Here is a 25,212-nt window from a genome sequence, read left to right on the forward strand (position 1 = left end):
GGCGGGACACGCACCCGCCCGTGGCCGGGAGGAACCGGCCACGGGCGGGTGCGTGCGCGGCGCGACGGACGTCAGGTGACGGGCGGCAGGTTGGGGCCGGTGGTGCCGAGCTGCTCGGTGGACACCACCGGGGGCACCGGCCAGGTCACGCCCTTCGGCGGCCAGCTCTGCCCGGTCGCCTTCAGGAAGCCGGCCGGCGGCTCGTACAGCGGCGGCTGGTTGCCGTCCGGGATCATCGACGCCCACGCGACGCCCTCGGTACGGTCCTTGAACTCCTGCTTCATCGCGTCCAGCCGCTCCGGCTGCTCGATCAGGTCGATCGCGGCCGCGGCCAGGTAGCGGGCGGCCGACAGCAGGGCCTGGTGGCCGATGTTGGTGGCCGCCGTCGCCGTGACGCCCCAGTTATGGTTCGGGATGCCGGGCGGGTAGGCCGCGGACAGCAGCACGGCGGTGGGCGCCTGCCAGCTGATGTCGGCGGTGTCGGTGGCCAGCCCGCCGGTGTACGCGGCCGCCGGGGGAGCGAGCGGGGTCAGCTCGGTCGGCATGCCCACCTCGGGCTTGCCCAGCGACTTCTGGATGCTCTTGGCCAGGGCGTGGTCGGCGTCGGTGAAACTGGGGGCGCCGATCTGCTGCATGTTGTCGTTGAGCAGCTCCGCGCCGGCCTTGTTGGCCAGCAGGTTCCACGTGGCGGAGTGGAACTTGTGCACCAGGCGGGTCTGGCTGGCCTGGGCGGCGGCCTTCCCGCACTCCACGATCTTGTCGTAGAGCACCCGGGCGCGGGCCGGGCTGCCCTCGCGGACGAAGAACCAGATGGAGCACATGTCCGGGGTCACGTTGGGCGCGCCGCCGCCGTTGATGATCGCGTAGTGGAACCGCCCGGACGGGGCGACGTTCTTCTCCCGCAGGTACTCCGACATCGTCGCCATCAGCAGCGCACCGTCCAGACCGCTCTTGTTGCCGAGCGGGGTGCCGCCGTGACCGGAGGCACCGAGGAAGGTGAAGGTGGCCGAGATCAGCGCGCTGGTGGTGTTCCAGAACGGCACCGTGATGTTGAACGGGTGCCAGTCCAGGAACGCGTCGAGCCCGTCGTACACGCCCTCCTTGACGGCGTACGCCTTGCCGACGAGCTGTTCCTCGCCCGCGCTGCCGAACAGCTTGACCCGGGCCTTCAGGCCGCCCGCCCGGATCGCCTGGGCGACGGCGATCGCGGCCGCGGTGCCGCCCGCGCCGAGGGTGTTGTGGGCGTCACCGTGGCCGGCGCCGTAAGTGGGGCCGTAGGCGTCGTAGTTGTACACCAGGGGGTCGTGGCTGCCCACACCCTTCTTCTGGGACAGGCCGGGCAGCGCGTCGTACTCGGCGTTGAAGCCGAGGACGGGACCCTCCGTGCCGTACGTGGCGACGAAGGCGGTCGGGAAGCCCCCCGCGCCCCACTCGACGGTGAAGCCGTTGTCCTTCAGCAGCCTGGCGTGGGCGAGGGAGGACTTCCACTCGCGCAGCGACAGCTCCGCGTGCTGCCACACCTCGTCGCTCAGCTTCGTGACCGCGCCCTCGTTGGCCGAGATCCAGTCGAGCGCCGTCTGCTTGGCGGCTGTGTTCTTCGCCAGCCCCTTGGGGGCACGGTACGAGGTCGGAGAGACACCGGTCTTCTCGTCGTACCCGAGCGTCGCGGCGAGCACCGGGTCGGCCTGGAGCAGGGTCGCGGTGGTCGCGGTGGCGCCCAGCCCGAACATCTTCAGCAGGCGTCGGCGGCCGGGGTGGAAGTCGTCGTTCACGTCAGTCTTGTCCTCGCGGTGTGAGGGCAGAGCCGGGCCACCGGCTCCGTGACATGTGGTCGTGGCATGTCGCCGGACGATCATATGTGTCCACGCGGCGAAACATCAGGCGTTCCCGGCTCCAACCCGGTTGTGTGTACGATGAGTTCGCAGCGGAGCCCGGAGGCGGGCGGACCGTTCCGGAGCCGAGCCGGCAGCTGTGAACCTTCCGGGGTGCCTGATCCGTTGCCGTATGGGAAGCTCCGCCGCACGATCGAGGTGCGGCGGATCCGGCGGCCGTTCCCTCTCCCCCGGCGGAACGGCCGCCTCCCGCCGCCCGCGCCACCGCGCTGCACGTCGTCCCCTGGAGCCGCGATGAGGCGACCCCGGCCCCCGGGCGGTCGCCGCCATGGTCACCGGCCAGGCCGGCATGCCGGTGCCGTGTCCGGCATGTGGTCCGAGCAGAGGCCCGTTCGAGCCGAGACCCGCCGAAGCGGAGAAACATATGTCGATCGGCCATGGCGAACGGGAATCGCGGGACGCACAGGTGTGTTCGACATGTGTGAGCAGGGCGGTGTGCCGTGGTGCCGCCGCCCGTCCCGACCGCACCGAAAGGCAGCCCCGCCATGAGCGCCCTGAGCCGAACCTCCGTGGACATCGCCACCGCCGACGGTACCGCCGACGCGTACCTCGTCCACCCTGACGACGGGACGGCGCACCCGGGTGTGCTCCTGTACCAGGACGCGTTCGGGCTGCGCCCGCATCTGAAGGCGATGGCCGACCGGCTGGCGGCGTCCGGATACGCGGTGCTGGTCCCGAACGTCTTCTACCGGCACGGCCCCGCCCCGGTCGTGGAACTGCCCGAGTTCATCGACATGGAGGCCCGCCCGGACATCGTGGAGAAGATCGTCCCGGTCATGGAGTCGCTCACGCCGGACCTGACCGAGCGTGACGCCGGGGCCTACCTGGCCTGGCTCGCGGACGCCCCCGCGGTCGCGGAGGGACCGGTGGGCGTCACCGGCTACTGCATGGGCGCCCGGCTCGCGCTGTACACGGCCGGCACCCATCCCGACCGGGTCGCCGCGGCGGCCGGCTTCCACGGCGGCTGGCTGGCGAGCGAGGCGCCCGACAGCCCGCACCTGCTCGCCGGCCGGGTCGGAGCCGAGCTGTACTTCGCGCACGCCGACGACGACCCGTCGATGCCCGAGGACCAGGTCAGGCGCCTTGAGCAGGCACTCACCGAGGCAGGCGTCAAGCACCGGTGCGAGGTCTACGAGGGCGCGCACCACGGCTACACCCAGTCCGACACCGCCGCCTACGACCCCGCTGCGGCCGAGCGCCACTGGACCGAGCTCCTCTCCCTTCTCGCCCGCACCCTCTGAGGGCGCGGAGCGCGGGTCATGTTCGGGATGCCGGTCCCTTCGGTCCCTGCGGCGGTGCACGGTCAGTGACTGATCAGGCCGGCGTTCACGGGCATGGCCGTACCGGTGACGTACCGTGACGCCTCGGACGCCAGGTACAGCACCGCGTTGCTGACGTCCGCGGGTTCGACGGTGTCGGCCCCGAAACCGTGGCGGAACGCGGACTCCCCGCGGGTGCCCGCCTGGACGTCCGCCACCGCGTGCAGCGTCTGCGGCATGCCCGTTCCGGACACGCCGGTCGGGCGGACCGCGTTGACGCGGATGCGCTCCTCGATCAGTTCCGCGGACAGCGAGCGCACCAGTCCGAAGACACCGTGCTGGGAGGCCGTGTACGCCTCCGCGCAGGGCAGGCCCTCGACGCTGGCGACCGAGCCGGTGACCACGACCGAACCGCCGCCGCTGGCCCGCAGATGGGGAATCGTGGCGACCACCGTGTTCCAGGTGCCCGTGAGGTTCACACCCAGCACGGCCTCCCACTGCTGCCCGTCCGTGTCGTCCCAGCGTCCGAACGCCGCCACACCCGCGTTGGCCACCACGATGTCCAGGCCCCCGAGTGCGGCGACCCCGGCCTGAACCGCCTCGGTGAGGGCCTGCCGGTCCCGGACGTCCACCTCGGCCGTCACGACCCGGCGACCCGCCTCCACCACCAGGTTCCCGGTGGTGCGCAGATCGTCGAGGGTGGCCATCGGGTAGTCGATGCCGGCGACCGGTGCGCAGATGTCCAGCGCGATGATGTCGGCACCCTCCTCGGCGAGGCGGACGGCGTGGCTGCGGCCCAGCCCGCGTGCCGCGCCCGTGACCAGTGCGATCTTGTTCTCCACACGTCCCACTACCGTCTCCTCGAAGAAGATGTGTGTCCGCCGCCCAGGGGGCGAGGCCGGCCACCGAGCCGGTGCGCGAGCGGCGGGCCGGTCCGGCCGGCTTGGGGAGCCGGGGTTCCGGCCCGCTCACCAGGGACACGGAATCCGGGGGCGGCGGGGATCACATGTCCGTCGCGGTGCACGCGAGGCGGCGACCGGCCGCCGTCCCGGCTGCCAAGGCGCGGACTTCACGGTGCCCGGGCCTCCTCGGCCGGGTCGGTGGGGTCAGGGACCGACGGGGGCCTGAAGTGACTCCTCGGCTTCCGCGGACTGTGTGGGCACGGGCACGAAGGCCGGTTCGAGACCCGGTGACAGGTCTTCCGGACGCTCGGCTTCGGCCGATGCCCGGGCCAGCGTTTCCCGCAACGCCTCGGTCCGCACGCGCATGGCGACCGGGCCGGCGGGGTTGAGGTAGAACTCGTGGCCGTCCGGGAGCCCGTCCAGCAGCTCGGCGACGGGCGCCGTACGCGCGGTCAGACGACCGACGCCCAGCATCTGGTCCGCGGCCGTGTAGACGGGGACCACCTCGGCGCCGTCCTGGGAGAGGGCGGTGACGAAGGACCCGTCCAGCGTGGTGAGGACGGCGACCTCCTCGGCGTCGACGAGGGCCTCCAGGACTGCTTCGACCGGCCCGTGTCCGGTGGCAGCCCACTGCATCGCCTGGTCGACCGGGTCCGTCGGTTCGGGCCAGCCCAGCGCCAGCGGCGACGGCCGGTACGCGTCGTTCGCGCGCCAGGCGACGATCAGCCCCCTGGAATCGGTCTGCCACTCACCGACGATTGCCCACGACGGCACGTCGTCCTCGTCCGCCCAGACGGGATCGACCTCCGTGAGCCACTGGCCGCGCGCGAGACGGGCGGCGCTGATGATCTCCGGCGGCGGGATGGGCAGGGCGATGGAGTCGGAGTCGTCATGTGCGTCGTCGGTGGGTGCCGGATCCATGTTCCGCCCGGCAAGTGCGTGCTGTTCCGTCATGCGCAGTTCCTGTCACATAGAAAATGGGTGGCGATCGACTCGGTGCGGGATTGGCCCTACCTGTTCGGCAGCGCTCCTCCGAAGGCCGTGTACATGGCCATGATCTCCGGGTCCACACGTTGTCCCTTGACCAGACGCAGGAATACCTCCGCAACGAATTCCAGCGCGTTCTGCCCGGCGTATCCGGGCATCGCGGCACTGGTGGTGGCGCTGGCGGCGAGCCCTTGCGTCTCGGCGTCGATCCACTTCGCGGCACCCACTTCTTCGTAGAGAGCGAGGTTCCGGGTGAAGTGCAGAGCGTGACCGATCTCATGTATGAGGGCGTCCTCGCTCACGTGGCTCTTGGCGAGGATCATGATCGTCGACGGGGGCAGGAAGAGGGCCACCCGGCCGTCATGGAGAAGTGACGGTATGCCGTCGGTGTCGATCTTGTGTTCCTCCACCACCTTGTTCTCGTTGATGACGTAGTGCGTGTTGTTGTAGCGCGAGACGCGCACTTCCAGTTCAGGTACGTCGAACCTGGCGAGGATCCGCCGGACTGCCGCCGTGTATGTCTCCACCGCATGGCTCGTGAATGCGTTGCTGGAATCCGAGTGCACCGTGAACCGGGCGTTCCCGACCTTGTACCTGATGGCATCCTGCCTCCGCGACGCGGCGTCCTGGTGGCTGTTCGGGTGCCTCTCCTGATACGCGAAGAACGATTTCAGCGCCGGATGGTGGTTCGCCAGGTAGCCCTGCTCATAACCCGACAAGGGGGCTGAGCGCTGTGTGACGGACCCCTTCCCCAGGGCCTTCGTAAGAAGTCGGTGGCGCTCCCTGTAGGTGTCTTCCCAGGTGCGGAAGTACTCCAGAACGACAGTGCCTTCCCTCCCCGTCGGGTGATTCCTGTAGCGCGGTGCTTCACTCCACGGCTTGGCGCTCTCGGGCTTCATGACCAAGTATTTGTGCAGGTCGGGTGCCATGACTGGCCCCGGGTTCTGTGTCGCCTGGTGCGACACCGCACGCGGAGGCTGCGGGTTCTGCCGCTGCGGATCGTCCGAGCGCCGTGGTGCCCTGTGCGGCACGGCCGTCTGATGGGGCGCCGGGTGACCGGGAGGCTGCGCGTACATCGCGCCCTGGGGGTGGACGTGTGTCGGGGCGTACACCTGCGGACCGCCCTGCGGCGGCGCGCTCACGAAGTAGGGCTGGGACGTGCCGTACGCCTGCTGGCGAGCCGGCTGGACGTGCACCGGGCCCTGCGCGTGGGAGGGATGCCTCTGCGGGCCACCGTGCCACGTCTGGCCCACGCCCATCCCCTGGAACGGGCCGACAAGGCTGTTGACACTGACCTGGCTCGGGTTACGGCGGTGGCCTGTGGCCGGCGCGCCCGTCGGGTGGTGCTGAATGGTGCCGTAAGGGCTTTGCTGGTACTGGTGAGGCGCGGTGTCCGGGCGGGCCGCCGAAGACGACCGGTGCCGGGACGGGCCGGCGGCGTACTGTCCGGCCGCGGACGGCGGGCGCTGCGGCGTCGGGCCGGTCCAGGGCACCTGGTGCCCGGTGTACTGCGGGTGCATCGTGCCCTCGGCGAGGGGCAGGCTGTCGTTCCGCGCACCGTTACGGGAAACCGAACGCCTGAACGTGTCTCCGATGCGGCCGAAGATGCCGCGCGCCTTCGAGCGGCCCCGCTCCGATGTGCTCGCCACCGACACCTGGCTGCGGTGGCTCTCGCGGGTGTCCGAGCGCTCCGGTCTGTACCCGACGTCGAGGTGCCCGACCGAGGTGTTCCTGCCCTGATGCTGATACACGGGTCCCGATGGCGTCTGGTTCCGCGTCCGCTGGTCCAGACGATCCCGCAAGCCCTTCACGGCACTGGTGTATTTGTTGCTCGTCCGCCCTGCGAGTGAGTTCAAGTACGCGTCGACACTGCGATGGACGGCGTCGAGGGACCCGCCGTGGTGGACCCAGGCTTGCAGATCGTCGTGAACGCGGGCGAAGTTCCTGTTCTTCCGTGCTTCCGGCGGAGTGTTCGAGAGCCACTTCGTGAAATAGGCGTCGGGCGCCGTCGCTTGCGTGCTCATGGTCGCGGGATGCGTTCCGTGGACCGGCTGTGCCGAACCCTGGGACATGTCCCCTGCCTTCTGCTTCAGCAGCGGCATACCGCCGCCCAGGCCGGGTCCCTCGTACGGCTGCACCTCGGGCAGTGGTTCGCCGTTCGTGATCTCGTACCAGTGAGCCTCTGCCTCGGACAACTCGTGACCGGCCCGCACGTAATCGTCGTACGCCTGTGCCATGCGTGTGCCGTCGACATCGGTGGACGTGCCCAGGTGCCGCCCGTGCTGTGCCTGTACCTCCTCCAGCACGGACTCCGCGTGGGCCAGGTTGCGCCGGGCTTCGGTGATCGCCGCGCCCGCGTCGATCACCGCCCCTTCGTCCCGGGTGTCGTCATCCCCGTCGTGGGAACGTTCCTTGCCCTTGCCCGCCGGGGTCCTGGCGACGCCCTCCTCGCCCGGCGGCACCGGGCCGGAGCTGTCCTCGGCCAGACCGGTCCCGCCGGCATCGGCGGGGGTTTCGCGGACATGAGGCGACGTGAGGATGGAGAAGACCGAGTCGACGATGGCCGGCACGGTCGTCTCGCCGGAGGGCGGGACGCCGTCAGCGGGTGTGCGTGATGCTTCCGCACGAGGCTGGTCGCGCGGGTCGGGCGAGAGGCCGCCGCTGCCGGGTTCCTGTGCCGGCGGCTGCCTGTGCGGATGTTCGCCGACAGAGTCGTCCAGGCCGGTGGTGCCGGAGCGACGCGGCTGTTCCGGGGCGTCGACGGTGAGGGGCGCGCGATCGGCGAAGGTGCCGACCACCAGGTCCCGGACCTGGACAGTCGTGGCGTCGATGACGGCGATGTGCTGGTCCGGCCCCACGATGACGTCCACCATCAGCCCCGCGGAGGCACCCGGCCGCTGCTCGCCCGGCTCGCGGAAACTGCGTTCGGCGCCTTCGGCAGTGGTGGAGAACACCACGAACGCGGTCGAGTCGACATCGTTGTGCCGGGGGAACTCCTCCTGGCCGACGGGGAGCAGGTTCACCGGCTCACCCTCGTATCCCGCCCGCGGTGCGGTCAGGGGCTGTACGCGATGGAGGACCAGTCCTCCGTTGAGGAACCTGGTGACCAGCCCTGCCACGTCGGGGCTGACGGTTCCGCCGCTGATCTGGCTGTCGCTGATGTACACGCTTCCGCCGTCGGCGGTGTCGAAACGGTGGAACCCCCCCTCGCCGATCATCGGCCGGGTCACGTCGCCGAGGAGCACACCTTCGCTCACCGGCGTGGTCTGGGTGCCGGCTGTGTCATGACCGAGGCCGGCGGCCGTGTGGGGGTCCGGGTCTTCCGTGTGCGTGCGTTCGCCGCGGTCCGCCTCGTCCCCGGGTCCGCCATGACCGTCGTCGTCGGCGGCGTCCGTGAGCGGGCCGGCCGTCCGCCGGGTGTTCCGGAACTGTTGCCGCACCCAGTCGGAGAAGCGGGTGTCGAGTTCCTCCGGGTCGTGGCCGGTGGCACGGAGGGTCTCTGTGGCAGTGGTGAGTTCCTGGTCGTGCTGTTCCAGGGCGGTGCCGGCCTGGTGGGCGTCGGGGCCGACGGCCGTGCCGCGGTCGTCGCGCGGGGCGGTGCCGTGCTCGTCCCGGGCGATCTGGCGGGCGTGGTGGGCGCGTACGTACCGCGACCAGGCGTCCAGTCGTGTGGCGGGCTGGTCGGGGGAGGCGGGCCGCCAGTCGGGCAGACGGGTGCCGTGCTGGTCCAGTTCCAGTTCCGTGGCCCAGTGCCGGGGGTCGATGCGCAGGGCGCGCAGGAGGCTCTCGCCGTCGGCGGCGGCCTCGTTGCCGAGGATGAGGTCGTCCGCCTCGCGTGCGATCTCGTCGGGGAACCGTCCGTCCCTGGCGACGTGTTCGCGCAGTTCGTTCTCCGTCAGCGGTGCGAGCTGCCGGTAGCGGCTCCAGCTGTCGTCGTAGCGGAAGCCGTAGCGGTGTCCGTGGACGGAATCCCAGTACGCGGCGGAACGCAGGAGTTCGTGCAGCGAGTGGTGGCCCAGGACGAGGCTGTGTCCCAGCAGGCCCAGCCGCAGGCCGTCGAGATCGAAGTTCCGGCCGGTGTGTACCTGGAGCCGCCAGGCCATCTCCAGCAGCAGCGTCATCGAACCGGACGTACCCGTGGCGACGAGGGCCCCGGTGCCCTGGCCCTGCGTGTGCAACGGCGCCTCCACCGGGAGATGACTGGTGTCGGCGGCCCTGAACCAGTGGAGGTATTCCCGGCCCGACGCGTCGGACCTGACCGCCAGCGCGCGTTCGGCGTCGCTCAACGGAGGCACGACGTCTTCCGGGCGGAGCCGCGGCGAGTCGTCGTCGCGGCCGCGCCGCCAGGAACGCTCGTGCTGGATCTCGGGAAAGTCGGAGTAGCCGGGCAGAGGGATGTGCGACCGCAGCGCCTGGGCGTTGGACGCGTTGAAGAGCATGGTGGCCAGTTCCCGGACGTTGCCGGAACGGATCACCTCCCGCAGGACCCCTACGTCTCTTCCGACGCTGCCGGCCATGCTTCGTGAGGTCGATCCCAGCAGGGGAAGCCGGTCGGGGTTGTGTGCTTCGAGGACGTCCCAGACGGCCTTCGCCACCTCGCGGAGCGACCGCAGTGCCCTGGGGTGCTGGACCAGATAGCGGCCGAGGTCGTTCTCGAACTCCGCGGACGCTTCCGCATACCGGATGGCAGCCAGATCCGTGGCCGCCTGCACCGGGTTCGGGGAGGGAACACCCGTCTGCGGGACGGAACGCTCGGGAGGTTCGTATCCCCAGAAGGTGATGAGGGACTGTTCGATCTGGTGGGCCATTTCGTCCGCGGAGTTCCCGCCGTCGAAGATCCTCGCCGCGTCCCGCAGGATCGCAGGCGGGAATCCCTGCTCCAGCAGGAGCCTGGGCAGCACGACTCTGATGTTGATCCACTCGTTACCGGTCGTGAACGGGTGGACCACCATGAGCGAGCGCACCGTACGGGCGATGGTGCTCAGAATCGCGTGGTCATCGCCGCTGTCAAGCGTGTCGAGGGTCCTGTAGTGCCTGCTGAAGACGGCATCGATCAGAGCGGGGGCTTCGCGGACGTCGTACGCGTTGTGCAGGACCGCGCCCCCTTGTGGGGAGCTGCTGACGACGGTGAGGGGAGGGTTCTGCTTGTCGAGATCGCTCCTGCCGTCCATGGCCACGACGAGCTTCCGCCCCAGGAACTGTTCGTCGAAGAGTTCCGCGCTGAGGTGTGCCGAACCGATGGGGAAGGCGGACCGGGAATCACCCGACCACCGGGTCGCGCCGCCCATGTGCTTCGTGAGGAGCTTGTGGAGACGCTCGTATCCTCGCGCGTCCATGTGCTGGGTGAGGGCGGACGGGTCGTCCAGGGCCTCTCGGTAGACCGCGGTGATGCCACGCAGGTAGCCGGGGTGCCTGCGTTCGTAGTACGCCCCGGGATCGCCACCGGTGGTCGCGTCGTTCTGTGCGGCTTGCGTCGCTGCACCGTGGTCGCTCCGGTCGATGAAGAACGTCCACCAGTCCTTCTCCGGGGCGAAGCCGGAGAGTGCGTCCAGCGCCTGCTCGGTGTCCGCTGATTCGTCCTCGGTCCGTGCGGGCTCGGGGGAGAGGGCGGTGGCGGGAACCGGGTGACCGGCCCGGCCGTCATCCGCCTCCTCGCGTCCGGCGGGTTCCGAGGGCGGACGCGAGGCGGGGCCGAGTCGTTCCTCCAGGAGGCTGTTGAGGCGTTCGGCGATGGTGTCCACCGAGAAGCTGCCTTGGAAGAGGACGTGGAAATCTTCGTGGTAGACGGGGGGATAGCCGTGTTGGAGGAGGAGTTTGGGAAGGACGAGGCGGATGTTGAGGCGGCTGTTGGCGTCGGTGAAGGGGTGGATCACCATCAAGGCGCGGATGGTCCGGGCGATGGCCTTGAGGTGGGCGGTCCGGTTGTCCCCGGCGCCTGCGATCTCCTGGTAGTACCGGTCGTAGATGGCGTCGACCAGCCGTGGTGCCTTGGCGGGTGCGTGGTTCGTGTTGAGTACGCCGAAGCCCTTGGCGTAGGTGGTGATGGGCTCGCTGTCGAGGTCGGGTGAGTAGGGTGCGACCAGCCGCTGGCCCAGCAGTTCCTCTTCGAGGATGTCAGGGCTCAGGTCGGCGTACCGGACGATCCGGCCCCTGTCGTCGCGCGTCTCGTTCCGCAACGGGAAGCTGGTCTTGTTCTCCGACCAGGTGAACTTGCCCTGGATGCCGCCGGTGAGGATGCCGTGGATCCTGCGGTGTTCGGTGGCGTCCATGCGCTTGGCGAGGGATTCCTGGTCGTCCAGGACTTCGCGGTAGGCGCGGATCATGTTCTTCTGGTAGCCGGGGGAGCCCTTGATGGCGGGGGTGCCCGCGTCGAAGTACAGGCCGGGGTCCCGGTGGAGTTCCGGCCGGTAGCCGGCGTGCTGCACCGCGTCGTTGTGCACGGACGGGTCGATGTAGAGCCGCCACCAGTCCTTCTCCGGCATGTGCTCGGACAGCGGCTTCGGCTTCGTTCCTCCGGGGACGTCGGAGGGATGCGACTCCTCCTCGCCGCCGGTCATGGCCCTGGCGATCGCGTGGGCGATCTCCGCTGCGGTGTGGTCGCCGTGGAACATGGTCTGGAGTTCCACCGACGTGACGGGCATGAAGCCTTGCTCAAGCAGCAGTTTGGGCAGAACCACATGTTCGTTGAGCGTGTCGGCCTCTTGGGCGAGCCGGAGAACGGTGAGTGCGCGGGTGGTGCGGGCGATGGTCGTCAGGACTCCCATCTCGTCCGCTGGGTCGGTGGCCGCGATCTCCTGGTAGTGCCGGGTGAAGACCGCGTCGATCAGGCGCGGGATCTGGTCGCCTCGGTAGTTGGCGACGAGGAAGGTTCCGTTCTCGTCGCTGACGACCCGTACGACGGAGTCGTCCGTCCCGGCGGGGTCCGCGCCCCTGCTGATCAGTGGCCGGCCCAGCAGCGTCTCTTCGAAGAGGTCGGAACTCACGTGTCCCGACTCGGGGGCGGGGCCGCCCCAGCCCTGCTGCGACCACGGGATCCGGTCGTCGCCGTCGAGGCCGTTGACGAGGGTGTACAGCCGGGCGTACTGCCCGGAGTCCAGGGGCGTGGCCATGGCCTGGGGGTCGTCGAGTATCGTGTGGTAGACGTCCAGCATCCGCTGCTTGTGGCCGGGCGAGTACCTCTCGTAGTAGTCGCCCGGATCACCCCGGTGGCCGGCGTCGCTCCACTCGCGCTGCACCGTCGCCTGATGCGACGCGGGGACGTAGATCTCCCACCAGTTCCGCTCGGCGACCATCTCCGACAGGAGCGCCGCGCCCCCCGGTTCCTCACCGGTGTCCGACGGCACCGGCGCGGTGGCCTCCGCGGCCCCGTCGTCCTGCTGCCGCGCACCGTGCGGGGGTGCGTCCGGATCCGCTGCGACCGCCGCGTCCGCGTTCGGTTCACCGCGGAGGGCGTCGGCGCCGGCGTGGTCCGGACGAGCACCGCCGGCCGTCCTGACGGGAACACCGGTGGCTTCCACGGCGATGATCTGGTCGGCCTTTTCGCGGGTGGTCATGCGCTGCCATACGGCCTGGTCGAAGTGTGCCGCCGCCTGCCGCAGGGACTCCTCGAAGCCGCTGTCGGAGACATCGCCGTGCCGGACGCCGCGCTTCGCCGCGTACGCCATTTTCAGATCGGTACGCGGATCGAGGGAACCACGCGTCGCGGGCCCGGTCGTGGCGTCTGCTTCGTCCGGTGTGCGCAGGGGGGTGTCCTGGTCCGCCGAGCCCGAGACACGCGGCGGTACTTCGGAGACCCGGGCCGGGGACCCGTCACCGTGGGTCGTGCCGGTGGGGTCGTCGAGGGTGAGGTGGGTCTTGATGACGCCCTTGAGTATCTGGTAGCCACTGGCGTCCTGGGCGTGCACACGCAGGGGGCGGTTGACTTCGAAGTCCTGCGGGGTCTGCTCCAGGATCTTGTAGGAGCCGTGTTCCGCGAGCCCGTCGAACACCTGCCGCTCAAGGGCGTTGCCGAGAGCGGAACCCTTGCCGGCGAGCGCGGTCTCCGTGTCGAGGGAGAGCGTGGCCGCGTTGTTGCCCCACTCGATGCGCTTGCTGGAGTTGTAGTACCAGTCGCGGGGACGGAGCACCCAACTCCGCGGGGCCCGGATCGAGTCCATGGTCGCGTTGAGCAGTCTGACGTAGCCGGCTTGGTGCATGGCCAGGGCTTTGACCCTGCCGTCGAAACCGCGCTCGGCCAGGTAGGCACCCAGGTAGTGCTGTGCGGAGAACAACGAGAGACCGCTTTGCGTGTAGTCGATCAGCAGGATGTCCTTGCCCGCTTCCAGATGCGGTCGGACGAACTCGTCGAAGTGCGCGGAGAGCATCCGGCGCTGGCCGTCGGTGAGCGGCGGGAACGCTTTGTACGCGTCCCGGAAGATCGACCGTTCGCCGTCCGCCGGAGCAGGGCGGAAGCTGGACAGCGGAATCGACTGGGCCGGGTGGCCGGTCGCCTGGAGGGCGGCGATGATCGCCGCGGGGCTGCGGCCCAGCCCCAGGTAGAAGTGCCCCTCGGGCGGATACTTCGCCGTGATCAGGGCCGACGTCTCGACGACGGCGTCGATCACCGTGTCCTGACTTTCCTGAAGCTGGCGGTAGGCGGCCAGCCTCAGGTCCCTGAGCAACTGCCCCGCGCCGTGTTCCTCGTAGACGACCTCGCCGTCGCGGACTCCGTACAGGTGGTCGTCGACCACGTCGCGTACCGGGCCCGGGGGAACGTACAGCCCCGCTTCCTTCAGCCAGTCCCTGACCCTCCTGGGTGTCAGACCGGCCTTTTGGCCGTCGAGCACACGGAAGACACTCGTCGAAGGCTCGTACGGACGCCACGAGAACGTGGTCATCGAACTGCCGTCGGGCCGGGTGAACCGGCTGGGCACCAGCCGCTCGCTCGGAATTCTCCACGGCACCGCCTCGGCACCGGAAGACGTCCCGGTCGTGGCCGGCCGGGTACTGCCGCCGGGCACCCGCGCGGGCGCTGGCCCGTCGCCGGGCGTGGGCCCGGACGACGAGCCCGTCGCCGGCGCGTCCGACGGAGCGGGACCGCCGCCTTCCACCGGTTGTCCGGGACCGGCGCCGGGACCCTTGGGCACCGCCGGGGGAAGGTCCAGCTCGTCGCGCCGCGCACGGGCGTGACGGTCGGCCAGGGCGGCGGCCGTCACGGGGTCGTTCCGGTGCTGGGCCAGGATGCCGGCCACCTCCGTCAGCACCGTGTAGGCGGCGGGATGAGTGTCGGCCAGCCCCCCGCCGATCCGCGGCGGCATGTCGATCACGGAACCGACGATCCCGGACGCCCGCGTGACGATATGGCGGTACGAGTCGCCCAGTTCCTCCTGCAACCGCTCGTGAGCCCGGTCCGCCTGTTCCGGCGACAGCAACCGCACACCCTCGTCCGTCTCCGGCCCCTCGGACGGGACCTGACGGCCCTTGCCCTTGTCCGCCGACCGCGTGTCCGGCCCCTGCTGGGCGCCCTGTCCGGCCGGGTCCGGCTCACGGGACGGCGAGTGTGTCTCCAGCCACTGCCCCTGGAGCCAGGCGGAGAAGCGCCCGTCGAGTTCTCCGGGGTCGTGTCCCGTGCTGCGCAACGCCTCCTCGGCGGAGGCGAGGTGCCGGGTGTGTTCCTCCACCTGTGCGGTCGCTCGCCGCCATTCCCGCTCGCCGTGGCCGTCCGGGCCGGCCTCGGTGACGGTGTCCTGTCCGGGGGGACGCAGCAGGTTCCTCTGTTCGACGGCGATGTCCAGGGCGTTCTGTGCCCGCAGGTACTGCGACCAGGCGTCCAGACGTGTGGCCGGCATGCCGGCGGACTCCGGATGCCAACCGGGCAGAGGGTTGCCGTGCCCGTCGCGTTCGAGTTCGGCGGCCCACCGCCGGGGGTCGATCCCGAGCGCGTGCAGGATCGTCTTGCCGTCGGCGGCGGACGGGTCGTCGAGGCGGGGGTCGCGCACGCCCAGGGCGATCTCGTCGGGGAACAGCCCGTTCTCGGCGACGTGCTCGCGCAGTTCGGACTCGGTCAGCGGCGCCAGATGCCGGTACCGGTTCCACGCGTTCTCGTAGCGGAGCCCGAGATGACCGTCGTGCGCCCTGTCCCACAGCTCCGCCGACCGCATCAGCTCATGCAGCGTGTGATGGCCCGCCTGAAGGTTGTGGCCGATCAGACCGAGCCGCACCTCGTCCAGGTCGAAGTGCCGGCCGGTCACTTCCTGCAGACGCCACACCGTCTCCAGGACCAGCGCCAGGGAACCGGAGGTGCCGGTGGCGACCAGGGCTCCGGTGCCCTGCCCCGCCTGGTGCAACGGGCTGTCCAGTGGCAGCTGCTGCCTGTCACTGGCCGCCGACCACAGCAGGTACTCCCGCCCGGCGGCGTCGGTCCGCACCGACATGGCCCGCTCGGCCTCGCTGAGCGGAGGCACCACGTCCTCGGGGCGCGTCGGGGGCCGCCGGCCGAAGAAGGGCTGCCGCCAGAAGCGTTCTTCCTTGATCTCCGGGAAGTCGCCGTAGCCGGGTGCCTTGATGAAGGGACTCAGAGCCGAATGGGACGTGGCGTTGTACAGCAGTGTGGACAGTTCGCGCAGATTGCCGGAACTGACCACCCTGCGCAGGGTTTCGACATCGACTCCGACACCGCCGACCGCGGAGTCGGAAAGCGAACCCAGCATATATAGTTTGCCCGGGTTGTTCTCCTGGAGAACATCCCATACCGCCTGGGCGGCCTTCCGGGTCGCTTCCAGCGCCTGGGGGCGCTCCATCAGGTACCGGCCGAGCCGCTTTTCGAACGAGGCCGCCGCCGTGGCGTACTCGATGGCGGCCAGGTCGCTTTCCGGCGCCGGATCGTCCGCTGCTTCCTCATGTGTGGCCAGCTCGGGGTCCAGCCGAAATGCCGGACCGCCGAGTTTCTCCGCGATGAGGCCGTCCATGATGTCGGTGATCTTCTCCAGTGAATATCCACCCTGGAAGATCTGATGGAAGGCGGATGAATACACGGGCGGCAAGCCGTTTTCGAGCAGGAGCTTGGGCAGGATCACGCGCATGTTGAGCCTGCTGTTCGCGTCGGTGAACGCGTGGATCACCATGAGGGTGCGGACGGCGCGCCCGATGGCGGTGACGACCGCGCGCCGGTCGCCGGGAGCCGCTTTGCCGACTTCCTCGTAGTAGCGGTCGTAGACGGCGTCGACGAGGCGGGGCGCGCCGCCCTCCGCGTGTCTGGTCATCATGAGACCGCTGGTGAAGGAGGTGATCGGCTGTTCGCCGTGGACGTTGTAGTTCTTGGCCACGGGGCGGCCCAGCAGTCGCTCCGAGAGCAGGTCGGGGCTCAGTTCGACGGCCCTGCGCAGCGGGAACGCCACGCCGCCTTCCCCGGTCCAGCCGAAATTGCCCTTGACGTCCCTGGTGGCGAGTTCGTGGAGCTTCTTGTGCTCCGTCGAGTTCAACCGCTTGGCGATGAACCTCTTGTCGTCCAGGGCCGCCTTGTAGGCGGCGATCATGCTCTGCTGATAGCCGGGGGAGGGCTTGTAGGTGCTGTCGGGGAGCTGCACATCGAAGTAGCGTCCGGGATCGCGCTGAAGCTCGGGGATCTTGAGGAGGTCCCGCTTCGCCAGCCTGTGGGCGTTTCCGGTGATGTAGAAGTTCCACCAGTCTTTCTCGGGGTAGTAATCGGAAAGCGTCTTGAGTTCTGGTACCGCCTTCTGCTCGGCGGGGTCGGTTTCTTCCTGTGCGTCGTAGATCTTGATGATGGCGCGGGTGATCTCTTCGGCGCTGTGGTCACCCCTGAATATGTGTTCGATATCGGACGAGACGACCGGGGGGAGTCCCTGTTCGAGGAGGAGCTTGGGAAAGAGCAGGTAGTGGTTGACTGTCGCGGAGGGAGGGTCGACGGCGTTGAGGAGGGTGAGGGCCCGGACGGTGCGAGCGATCGACATGATGATCGCGTGTTCGCTCTTCGTGTCTACGCGCTCCATCTCGCGGTAATGGCGTTCGAACACCGCGTCGATCAGGGCCGGCGCCTCGTGGCCTCCGTAGCGGACCATGATGGCGGGAGTGGCCTCGTCCGACACGACGGTGAGCAGGGCGTCACCCGTGTAGGGCCAGGCGTCTCCCAGGTGCCGGGTGATCAGTGGCCGGCCGAGCAGCGTCTCCGAGAAGAGATCGGAGCTCAGGTAGTGGGAATCCGGAAGATCGGTGAGCCAGCCGAGATCGGACCAGCCGAGCGCATCGGCCTCATGGCCCGTCACGACCTGGTGCATACGGACGTAGTCGGCTGAGTTCACCGGCTTGGCCACGGCCTGCGGATCGTCCAGGAACGCGTGGTACGCCTCCGTCATGCGCTGCTGGTAGCCGGGTTCGGCCTGCTCGTAGTAGCCGCCGGGATTACCGAGCATCCTGGGATCCGTCAGGGAGGCGCTCGCTGCCTTGGTGAGGTCATCGGCCTTGATGTAGACGTTCCACCACTGCTCTTCGCCCAGGAAGTCCGAGATCGGCTGCGGACCGAGGAACTCGTCCTCGCCGTCCCCCTCCCCGGATTCCTCGGACACCGGCTCATGGGGCTCCTCGGACGTGTGGGAGGCACCGTCGGGAAGGCGGGAGGGCCCGGCTCCCGGCGTGTGCGGAGCACTGTCGTCGAGCGGGTGCGCGCCGCCGGACCTCCGCAGAGGGCTGCCCGTGGTCTCCACGGCGAGGATGTGCCCGGCCTTCTCCCGGGTGGTCATGCGTCGCCATTCGGCGTCGTCGAAGTGCGCCGCGGTCTTCCGCAGGAACTCGTCGAACGCGCTGTCGGAGACGTCGCCGTGGCGGATGCCGCGCTGCGCGGCGTACGCCATCTTCAGGTCGGTGAGCGGGTCCAGCGGGGTGTGGACGGGGGGTGTTTCCCGCACGGCGTCGCCCGCCGGGGAGGGGGTGTCCTGGTGCGACGCCGCGGTCTTGCTGAGGATGCCCTTGCCGAAGGGTGTGGACGGCTCCCAGTCCATGTGCGCCGCGTGTGTCACCGCCATGTCGTTGCCGGTGCCGACAGCGTCCGGCTGCGGTCCGCGCGGCGCGACTCCGTCACCGCTGGACGTGGCCTGCCCGGCCGTGCCGGTCGTGACTGACTGGTGCTGCCGGGATGCGATCCAGGCCCGCTGCCGCACCGAGCGGCTGCTGTTCCAGATGTGCGGGAAGGAGGGCAGGACGTGGGTGACGAAGTCGTCGTACATCTGGGCCGGGCCGCCGTCGTACTCGTGCGGCTTGTTGCTCAGGAAGCCGTCGGCGTACGTCACGTACGCGGCGGTGGCGGAGTCGACCGTCTCGGGGTGCTGCCGCAGGGGAGCGGTGGCCGCCGCGTACTTCCGCATGACGTGGCGCAGGCGGTCCGCGTCGAAGTCGGCCCGGCTCTGCACGGCGCGCTCGTCGAGCCCCAGCTCCCGTCGGATCAGCTCCACGTCCGCGTGACCGAAGCCGTGTTCCTTGGCGTAGGCCATGACGGGTTTGCGCCACCGGGAGTTCGGGTCGGGCGGCTGGTACGTCCCCCGCAGCTCGGGCTTCACCTCGAAGTCCTTGGAGTACCGTCCGGACGCGGTCGGCGGCTCGGAGACGACGATGCGCTCGTACCCGGGGGCGAGGCCTCCGCTGCTGGTCCGCCCGTAGCCCGCGTCGTGCCACGCCTGCATGCGGACGGAGCCGGTCGAGCCGTCGTCCTCCAGGTAGTGGACGTCGTGACCGATCAGCGCGACGGCCTCCAGGTTCCCGGAGCGGAAGCCGACGTGCTGCACGCCGTGCCGCCGGTTCAGGTGGTCGTACAGGCGGAACTGGCCGGTGCGGGTGTCACCGCCCCAGGCGCTCAGCGCGGCGTCCTTCCCCCGCCAGAAGCCGGTGAGCTGGTGGATGTCCTCGGTGCCGAGTTCGGCGCGCATGTCCCGGACCAGCTCGTCCCACTTGCCCTCCTTGCCCTGGCCGGGGTGCGGGTCGCCGGTGATGATCACCGCCTTGTAGTCCTTCGCCAGGTTCCGCAGGAGCTGCCGCGTGCCCTCGAAGCTGGTGTCGTGCTCCATCCGGCTGCGCAGACCCGACCAGTTCGTGGACTTGCCGGTGAAGCGGGACCACAGCACCAGCACGTCCTTCTCGCCCTCCGGGATCCGCACCCCCCGGCCGGCGAGCCATTCGGTGATCTCGGTGTCGCGGTGGTCGTCCAGCTTCCACGCCGTGCGGATTCTCGTCCGCAGCTCGTCGGAGAAGTGGCGGGCGACGAAACCGGTGCCGTCCGTGACGCCCCACAACTCCTTCTTCCGGTACATGGCGCTGAACTTCTTGTCGATCTTCCACTGCACCTGGGCGATACGGGTGGCCTCCTGGTTCAGCGGTTTCCAGACGTTGCCCTGCTCCAGGCTCGGGAGCTCCAGCCTCCAGATGCGGTCGGGGTGGATCCCGCTCTCCAGGTAGAAGGCCTCGATGGAGCGGGACTTGTCCCGGACCGGGTCGTGTCCGGGAAGGCCGGGACCGGGACCGCCCGCGATGAGCACGTGCATGTGCGGCTCGTTTAGCAGCATCGCGAGGATGCCGAACTGGTCCCCGGACGCGTAACCGGGGTGCATGACCAGCGAGTTCTCAGGTGCGTAGACGGGCGGGCGCAGGGTCTGGCGCACACGTGGGTCCACGGCCGGCGCGTGTGCCGCGGACGGCCTCGGGGCAGGCTGTGCCGACGTGGGCCTCCCGAACGTCCGGGGCCGGCCCGGACCGCGAGAGGGGCCGGCCTGGCTGTTTCTTGCGGGACGGCCGTTGGGTTCCGTGCGTGTGGGGCCGGCGCCGAGGCCCTTGGGTGTGGCGGGGGGCAGGTCGTGAGCGGTGCGGAGGTCGACGGTGTGCTGGTGGGCCAGGGCCGCGCCCGCGTCGGGGTCGTGCAGGTGGTCGGCGAGGATGCGTACGGCGTCGGTGAGGGCCGAGTAGGCGGCGGGGCGGGTGCCGGCGAGGCCCCCGTCGAGGCGCGGGGGCATGTCGATGACGGAGCCGGTGATCGCGGAGGCGTCGGAGACGATCTCGCGGTAGGTGTCCTCGTCCAGCTCCGCCCGAAGCCGCTCGTGGATCGCGTCCGCCTCGTCCGGTGACAGCAGCCTGGTGTTCCCGCCCGGCGCGTCGGGCTCGGTCGCACGGCCCTTGCCCTTGTCCACCGAACCCGGGGCGGCTTCCCCCGGCTCCGAGCCCCGCACGGCCGGCACAGGCTCGGCCGCTCGTCCCGGGCCGGCCGGGGACGGCTCCCGCACAGCCGTCGACAGGGACTGGGCGCGGACGGGCGACGGAGCGGAATCGGCCACGTGCGTGGCGGTGTCGTGCGGGGTGCCGGTCTGACCGCCGATGGTGAGGCGGGTCTTGATGAGGCCCTTCAGCGTGTGATAGCCGGTGGCGTCCTGCGCGTGCCGGACCAGCGGGCGGTTGACTTCGAAGTCCTGCGGGGTCTGCTGCAGAAGCTTGTAGGAACCGTGTTCCGCCAGCCCGTCGAACGCCTCTTGCTTGAAAGCCTGCCCGAGCAGGGGTCCGTTGCCCGCGAGCGCGCTGTCCGCGCCGAGGGGGAAGCTGTCCGCGCCCTTGCCCCATGCGACGCGTTCGCTGGTGTTGTAGTACCAGTCGAGGGGGTTGCGCAGCCAACTGCGCGGGGCCCGGATCGCGTCCATCGTCGCACCGAGATTGCCGGTGTCGATGTCCTGGTGCATGGCGAGTGCCTTGACCTGACCGTCGAATCCCCGCTCTGCCAGGTAGGCGCCCAGGTAGTGCTGTGCGGCGAAGAGCGACAGACCGGTCTGGGTGTAGTCGATGAGCACGATGTCCTTGCCCGCTTCGATGTGCGGGCTGACGAACTCGTCGAAGTGCGCGTGGAGCATCCGCCGCTGCTCGCCGGTGAGCGGGGGATACTTCTTGAACGCGTCATGGAAGATCGACCAGTCGCCTTCTTCCGGAGCGGGGCGGAAGTCGGACAGCGGCACCGACTCGGCCCGGTGACCGGTCGCCTGCAGCGCGGCGATGATCGCGGCGGGGCTGCGGCCCAGTCCCAGGTAGAGGTGTCCGGAGGGCGGGTACTTCTCGGTGATCAAGGAGGACGTTTCGACGACGGCGTCGATCACGGCATCCTGTCCGGCCAGGATCTGCGCATGAGCGGCCGCCCGCAGATCCTTCAGCAACCGTGCCGCGTCGTGCGGTTGGTAGACGACTTCGCCGTCATGGACCCCGTACAGGTGGTCGACGACCGCTTCGCGCACCGGGCCAGGCGGAACGTGCACGCCCTCTTCGGTCAGCCAGTCCCGGACACCCTGGGGTGTGAGACCGGCCTTCCGGCCGTCCAGCACGCGGAAGACAGAGGTCGAAGGCGTGTACGGAACACGCACGTAGTCCGTCTGCGGCTGCCCCGTGGTGGGATCGACCATCTGCTGCCCGGTTGCCGGGTCGGTCTTCGCGACGGGCACGTACCTGCCGTCCGACACCATCCACGGCCGTGGCGCGGGACGGGAGGGCTCCTGAACGGCGTCGGCCCCGGCACCGGCCGTGGGTCCGTGCTCGACCGCGTTCCCGGTGCCGGTTTTGGACGTGGCGCCGTACGTCGACTCCGTGGCGATCGGTGATGGCAGGGGTGGCTCGGCGGCGTGGTGCCCCGAGGACGACGTCTCCGTCACATGCGTACCGGTCCGGCCGGGCTCGTTCGGCTCGTTCAGCCCCTGGGAGCCGCCCGCGAGGACCCGCGGCGGCGCCTGGTCCAGGCCCAGTCCGTCGCGCAGGGCACGGGCGTGGTCGCCGGCCAGCCGGAGGCCCGTCCGGGGGTCGTCGGGGTGCTGGGCCAGAACGACGGCCACCTGGGTCAGGACCGAGTAGGCCGCGGGATCGGCGTCGGCCAGGCCCCTGTCCAGACTGAGCGGCGTGTCGACCACGGATCCGGCGATCCCGGAAGCCTGGAGGACGATACGGCGGTAGACATCGGGGTCCAGCTCCGTCCGAAGCCGCTCGTGGATCGCGTCCGCCTCGTCCGGCGACAGCGGCCTGGTGCTCTCGTCCGGCGCGCCGGGCCCGGTCTGACGGCCCTCGCCCTTGTCCGCGGGAGACGGTGTCTGCGTGCCCGTGTTCGCGTCCGGCCCGGAGACGGTGACACCGGCGGACCGCGCCCGTTCCACGGTGTCTTCCACCTCGCGCGGGGTTCCCCGCAGCAGCTTCTGGGCGACGATCGCCACGTGCCGGTCCACGGGGGACAGGCCGCCGAAGTCGCCGGCGTGCTCATCGAGCCGCGTGAGCAGTCCGTCCGTGTGCTCCGGGGATCCCCCCAGACGTACGTACGCCTCCGTCACCGCGGCCCGCAACGGGGCGGGGAGCCCGTGGTCGGCGGACGTCTTTCCCCAGAGCCGTTCGAACGACCGCAACGCGTCGGTGTCCTCGCGGTCACCGTCGCCCCGGCCGGCCGTCGTGTGCTCGGTTCCCGGACGGGACGTCGTTCCCGGGCCGGTCGCGGAGGGCACGTCACGCTGCGGACCGGTGGTGTCCGGCGAGGCGTCGTCGTGGGCGGGGGTCCGCGACCGGGTCCCGTCCGTCGCGTCGACGGGACCGGCCGCGGCGTCCTGGCCGCGCGTCGTGGTCGTCTCCGGTGCCGGGGCCGGGTGTGGCGTACCGGAAGCGGGCGTGGAGCCGTCCCGTGCCGGTTCCGCGACGTCCGCTCGTTCCGTCGGCTCATCGAGGTGCCCGGCGGACTCCTGCGCCGTGGCCGAGGTCGCCTGCGCCGTGGCCGGCGTCTCGTGCGCGGGGGGCGTCGGCTGTGACCCCGGGTTCTCCGGCTCCCGGCGTCCGGGGCCGCCCGTGCCGCCGGAGGAACTGGTGGACAGCCGCTCGGGCCCGGTCGAGCCCGGCTGCGCCCCGCGGGTCTCCTGACGCGACGTACCGGCCGCCGGCCTGCCGGTGCTGTCGCTCCGGGTCTCCGGGCGGCCCAGGTCCCCTCCGGCCGTGCTCGTGGTGCTGATGCGCGGCGGGGCGGACGGCGGAGTCTGCCCCGCCGCGGGCGCACCCGGACGCTGCGCGGGAGTTCCGGCTGCCGTGCCCGTGCCCGCACCCGCACCGGCGGTCGTGGTGGAGCCGGTGCCGGAGCTGGTGGGCGGCGGCGAGCCCGTCTGCGTCTGGTGGGGGGCGGGGTTGGCGAGAGCCGTCTGAGGCCCTGTCCCACCGAGGCCCTCGGGGAGGTTGACGGCCGGAGCGTTGAAGGCAGGGAAACCGAGACCGGGGGTGTCGACGGACGGGGGTGTGAACGGGTTCGGTGTCGCTTCGCTGTACGTGGGCGGGGGTGTGAACGCCGCGTTGTGGGTCCCACCGAGGCTCCAGTCGCCTCCGGTCGGGTACGGGGTGTACTGGGGCGGGGTGGTGAGGTCGTCGGCGGCTGCCGTGTTGAACTGCCCGGGGGACAGGAGCAGTTGGGGCAGCTTGAGGCTGGGGCTGAGAGAGCTCTTGATGACGCTGTGGACGGCGCCCAGGACGGGATGTTTGGCGTGGCCGAGGACGTCGCCGCCCAGCGCGCCGAACGTGGTCTCCTTGCTGGTGGTGAACTGGCCCTGCTCGATGTAGTTGACGACGGCCTCGGACAGGTTCTGGTGGGCCATGCTGAATCCGGTGTCCAGCATCAGGTGCGGCGGCTTCTCCTTCCACACCGACGGCATCGCCTCGGCCACCCCGTCCGACAGAGCCGTGCGCAGCGGCTGGTACGGCGCCCCGAGCTTCTCCATGGGGTCCAGCGCCGACTTCAGCGCGCCGGCCAGGTTGCCGCCGCCGCCCCCGTGCGCCATGAACGCGTTCGCCCACTCCGCGCCCATCTCCCGGGCGGCATCGGGACCCAGCCGGGAGCCGAAGGCCCGCTCGAACTGGTCGCCGACCGCGTGCTGGAAGGCGTCCTGGGCGTCCTTGGAGACGACACCGTGGGTGAGTTCGACCCGCATCGGCACCGTCAGCTTCGCCAGTTCGGGACCGAACGTGCCGCTCAGATCGGCCAGGTCCTTGACCAGCGGGGCGTCGGCCAGGCCGGCCCCGGTCTTCACGGCGGTCGTGGTCCCGCGCGTCACCGCCCCCGTCAGGTCCGAGACGGCGGACCTGGTGGGAGTCGACGTCGAAGGATGCTTGAGGGCGTTCTCGATCGACTCCTGCATCGACTTGACGGCCGCCGGCGAGAACCCCTTCGAGATCAGCTTCTTGATCGGCCCGGTCACCAGCGGCACTCCCGCACCGATCGCACCCTGGACCGCACCCGAGAGCACCGCGCTGTGCCGGTACTGGTCCCCCTGCGAGGTGTGCTCGCCCCCCAGCGCCAGGATCCACCGCGCCAGCCCGTCCAGCGCCGTCGACAGTGCCACGTTCGTCACCATCGTCATCGCCGCGTGCGTCAGGAACCGCCGCAGCGTGTTCCCGAACAGGATCTTGAACAGTTCCTTCAGCAGCGCCTGTTCGACCGCCGCCCCGATCGGGTTGAACTCCCACATGATCAGGGTGATCGCCCACTCCATCAGGAACGCCAGCACCTGGAGAACGATCATCAGGTTCGTGTAGTCCAGCTGGTACGCGAACTCCCCGGCCCCGTCCGCCAGCTGCGCCGCCGTGTCCCGCAACCCCGAGATGTAGTCCGCCCCGTCCCCCGACAGGAACGTCTTCATCGCGTCCACGTACGCCTTGGGCCAGTCACCGTTCGCCCCCTGCGCCGTTCCGCCCGCGACCTGCGCCACCAGGTTCTGGAACTCGTCCAGGTACTTCACGAGTTCGAGGTGCGGAACCTGGACCTCGTTGCGCATCCGCTCGGACGAACCCAGGGGCACGGACATACCCGCCACGAACACCACGATCGGGTTGTACCAAGGCTCCTCAGTCACAACATCCCCACAGACGCGAACTCATCGATCGGCAACCGGTCACCGGCCCGTCGAGCGTGACACCTCACACAGGACGGAACTCACCATCAGTTATACGCGTCGATACATGTACGGGGTTCACACGTCCCGAATGGGGAGCACCTGCTCAGCGGGATGCGGCCGCACTGCGTCGGCGGGATGAGTCGTAACTCACACGTGCTGTACCCTGCGGTACTCGGATTCGTTGTGTGGTTGTGGGAGTAGGTAGGTGTGCCGAAACCCGACGCACCGGACCCGGTCTGCGCTCCCTCGAAAGGAAGCACAT

Annotated in this window: 5 protein-coding genes; 1 reads left to right on the top strand and 4 read right to left on the bottom strand. The window is 70.0% G+C overall.

Going from position 1 to position 25,212, the window contains the following annotated elements:
* Positions 1 to 71: 71 nt before the first annotated feature.
* Positions 72 to 1,772 (bottom strand): amidohydrolase, encoded by a 1,701-nt coding sequence (locus tag ACZ5DC_RS28730; protein WP_468657401.1) that lies wholly within the window; start codon positions 1,770 to 1,772, stop codon positions 72 to 74.
* A gap of 605 nt (positions 1,773 to 2,377) precedes the next feature.
* On the opposite strand from ACZ5DC_RS28730, the gene ACZ5DC_RS28735 reads away from it, so the two are divergent.
* Positions 2,378 to 3,133, top strand: coding sequence for a dienelactone hydrolase family protein (locus ACZ5DC_RS28735; RefSeq protein WP_468657403.1), 756 nt, complete (start codon positions 2,378 to 2,380; stop codon positions 3,131 to 3,133).
* A gap of 62 nt (positions 3,134 to 3,195) precedes the next feature.
* On the opposite strand, the gene ACZ5DC_RS28740 is transcribed toward ACZ5DC_RS28735, so the two are convergent.
* The 3 genes from ACZ5DC_RS28740 to ACZ5DC_RS28750 form a co-directional block, all read right to left on the bottom strand.
* Positions 3,196 to 4,002, bottom strand: a complete 807-nt coding sequence (locus ACZ5DC_RS28740) for a mycofactocin-coupled SDR family oxidoreductase (protein ID WP_468657405.1) — start codon at positions 4,000 to 4,002, stop codon at positions 3,196 to 3,198.
* A gap of 255 nt (positions 4,003 to 4,257) precedes the next feature.
* A complete protein-coding gene (locus ACZ5DC_RS28745) occupies positions 4,258 to 5,007 on the bottom strand; it encodes a type VII secretion system-associated protein (RefSeq protein ID WP_468657407.1) in 750 nt (249 codons plus the stop codon).
* Positions 5,008 to 5,063: 56 nt separating this feature from the next.
* Positions 5,064 to 24,908 (bottom strand): hypothetical protein, encoded by a 19,845-nt coding sequence (locus ACZ5DC_RS28750; protein ID WP_468657409.1) that lies wholly within the window; start codon positions 24,906 to 24,908, stop codon positions 5,064 to 5,066.
* Positions 24,909 to 25,212 lie beyond the last annotated feature (304 nt).

It is taken from the genome of Streptomyces sp. NPDC031445, from assembly GCF_055581365.1.

What these genes read in the sequence shown, in the direction of transcription:
- ACZ5DC_RS28745 (WP_468657407.1), bottom strand. Translation starts at nt 5,007, where the DNA reads ATGACGGAACAGCACGCACTTGCCGGGCGGAACATGGATCCGGCACCC.
- ACZ5DC_RS28735 (WP_468657403.1), top strand. Translation starts at nt 2,378, where the DNA reads ATGAGCGCCCTGAGCCGAACCTCCGTGGACATCGCCACCGCCGACGGT.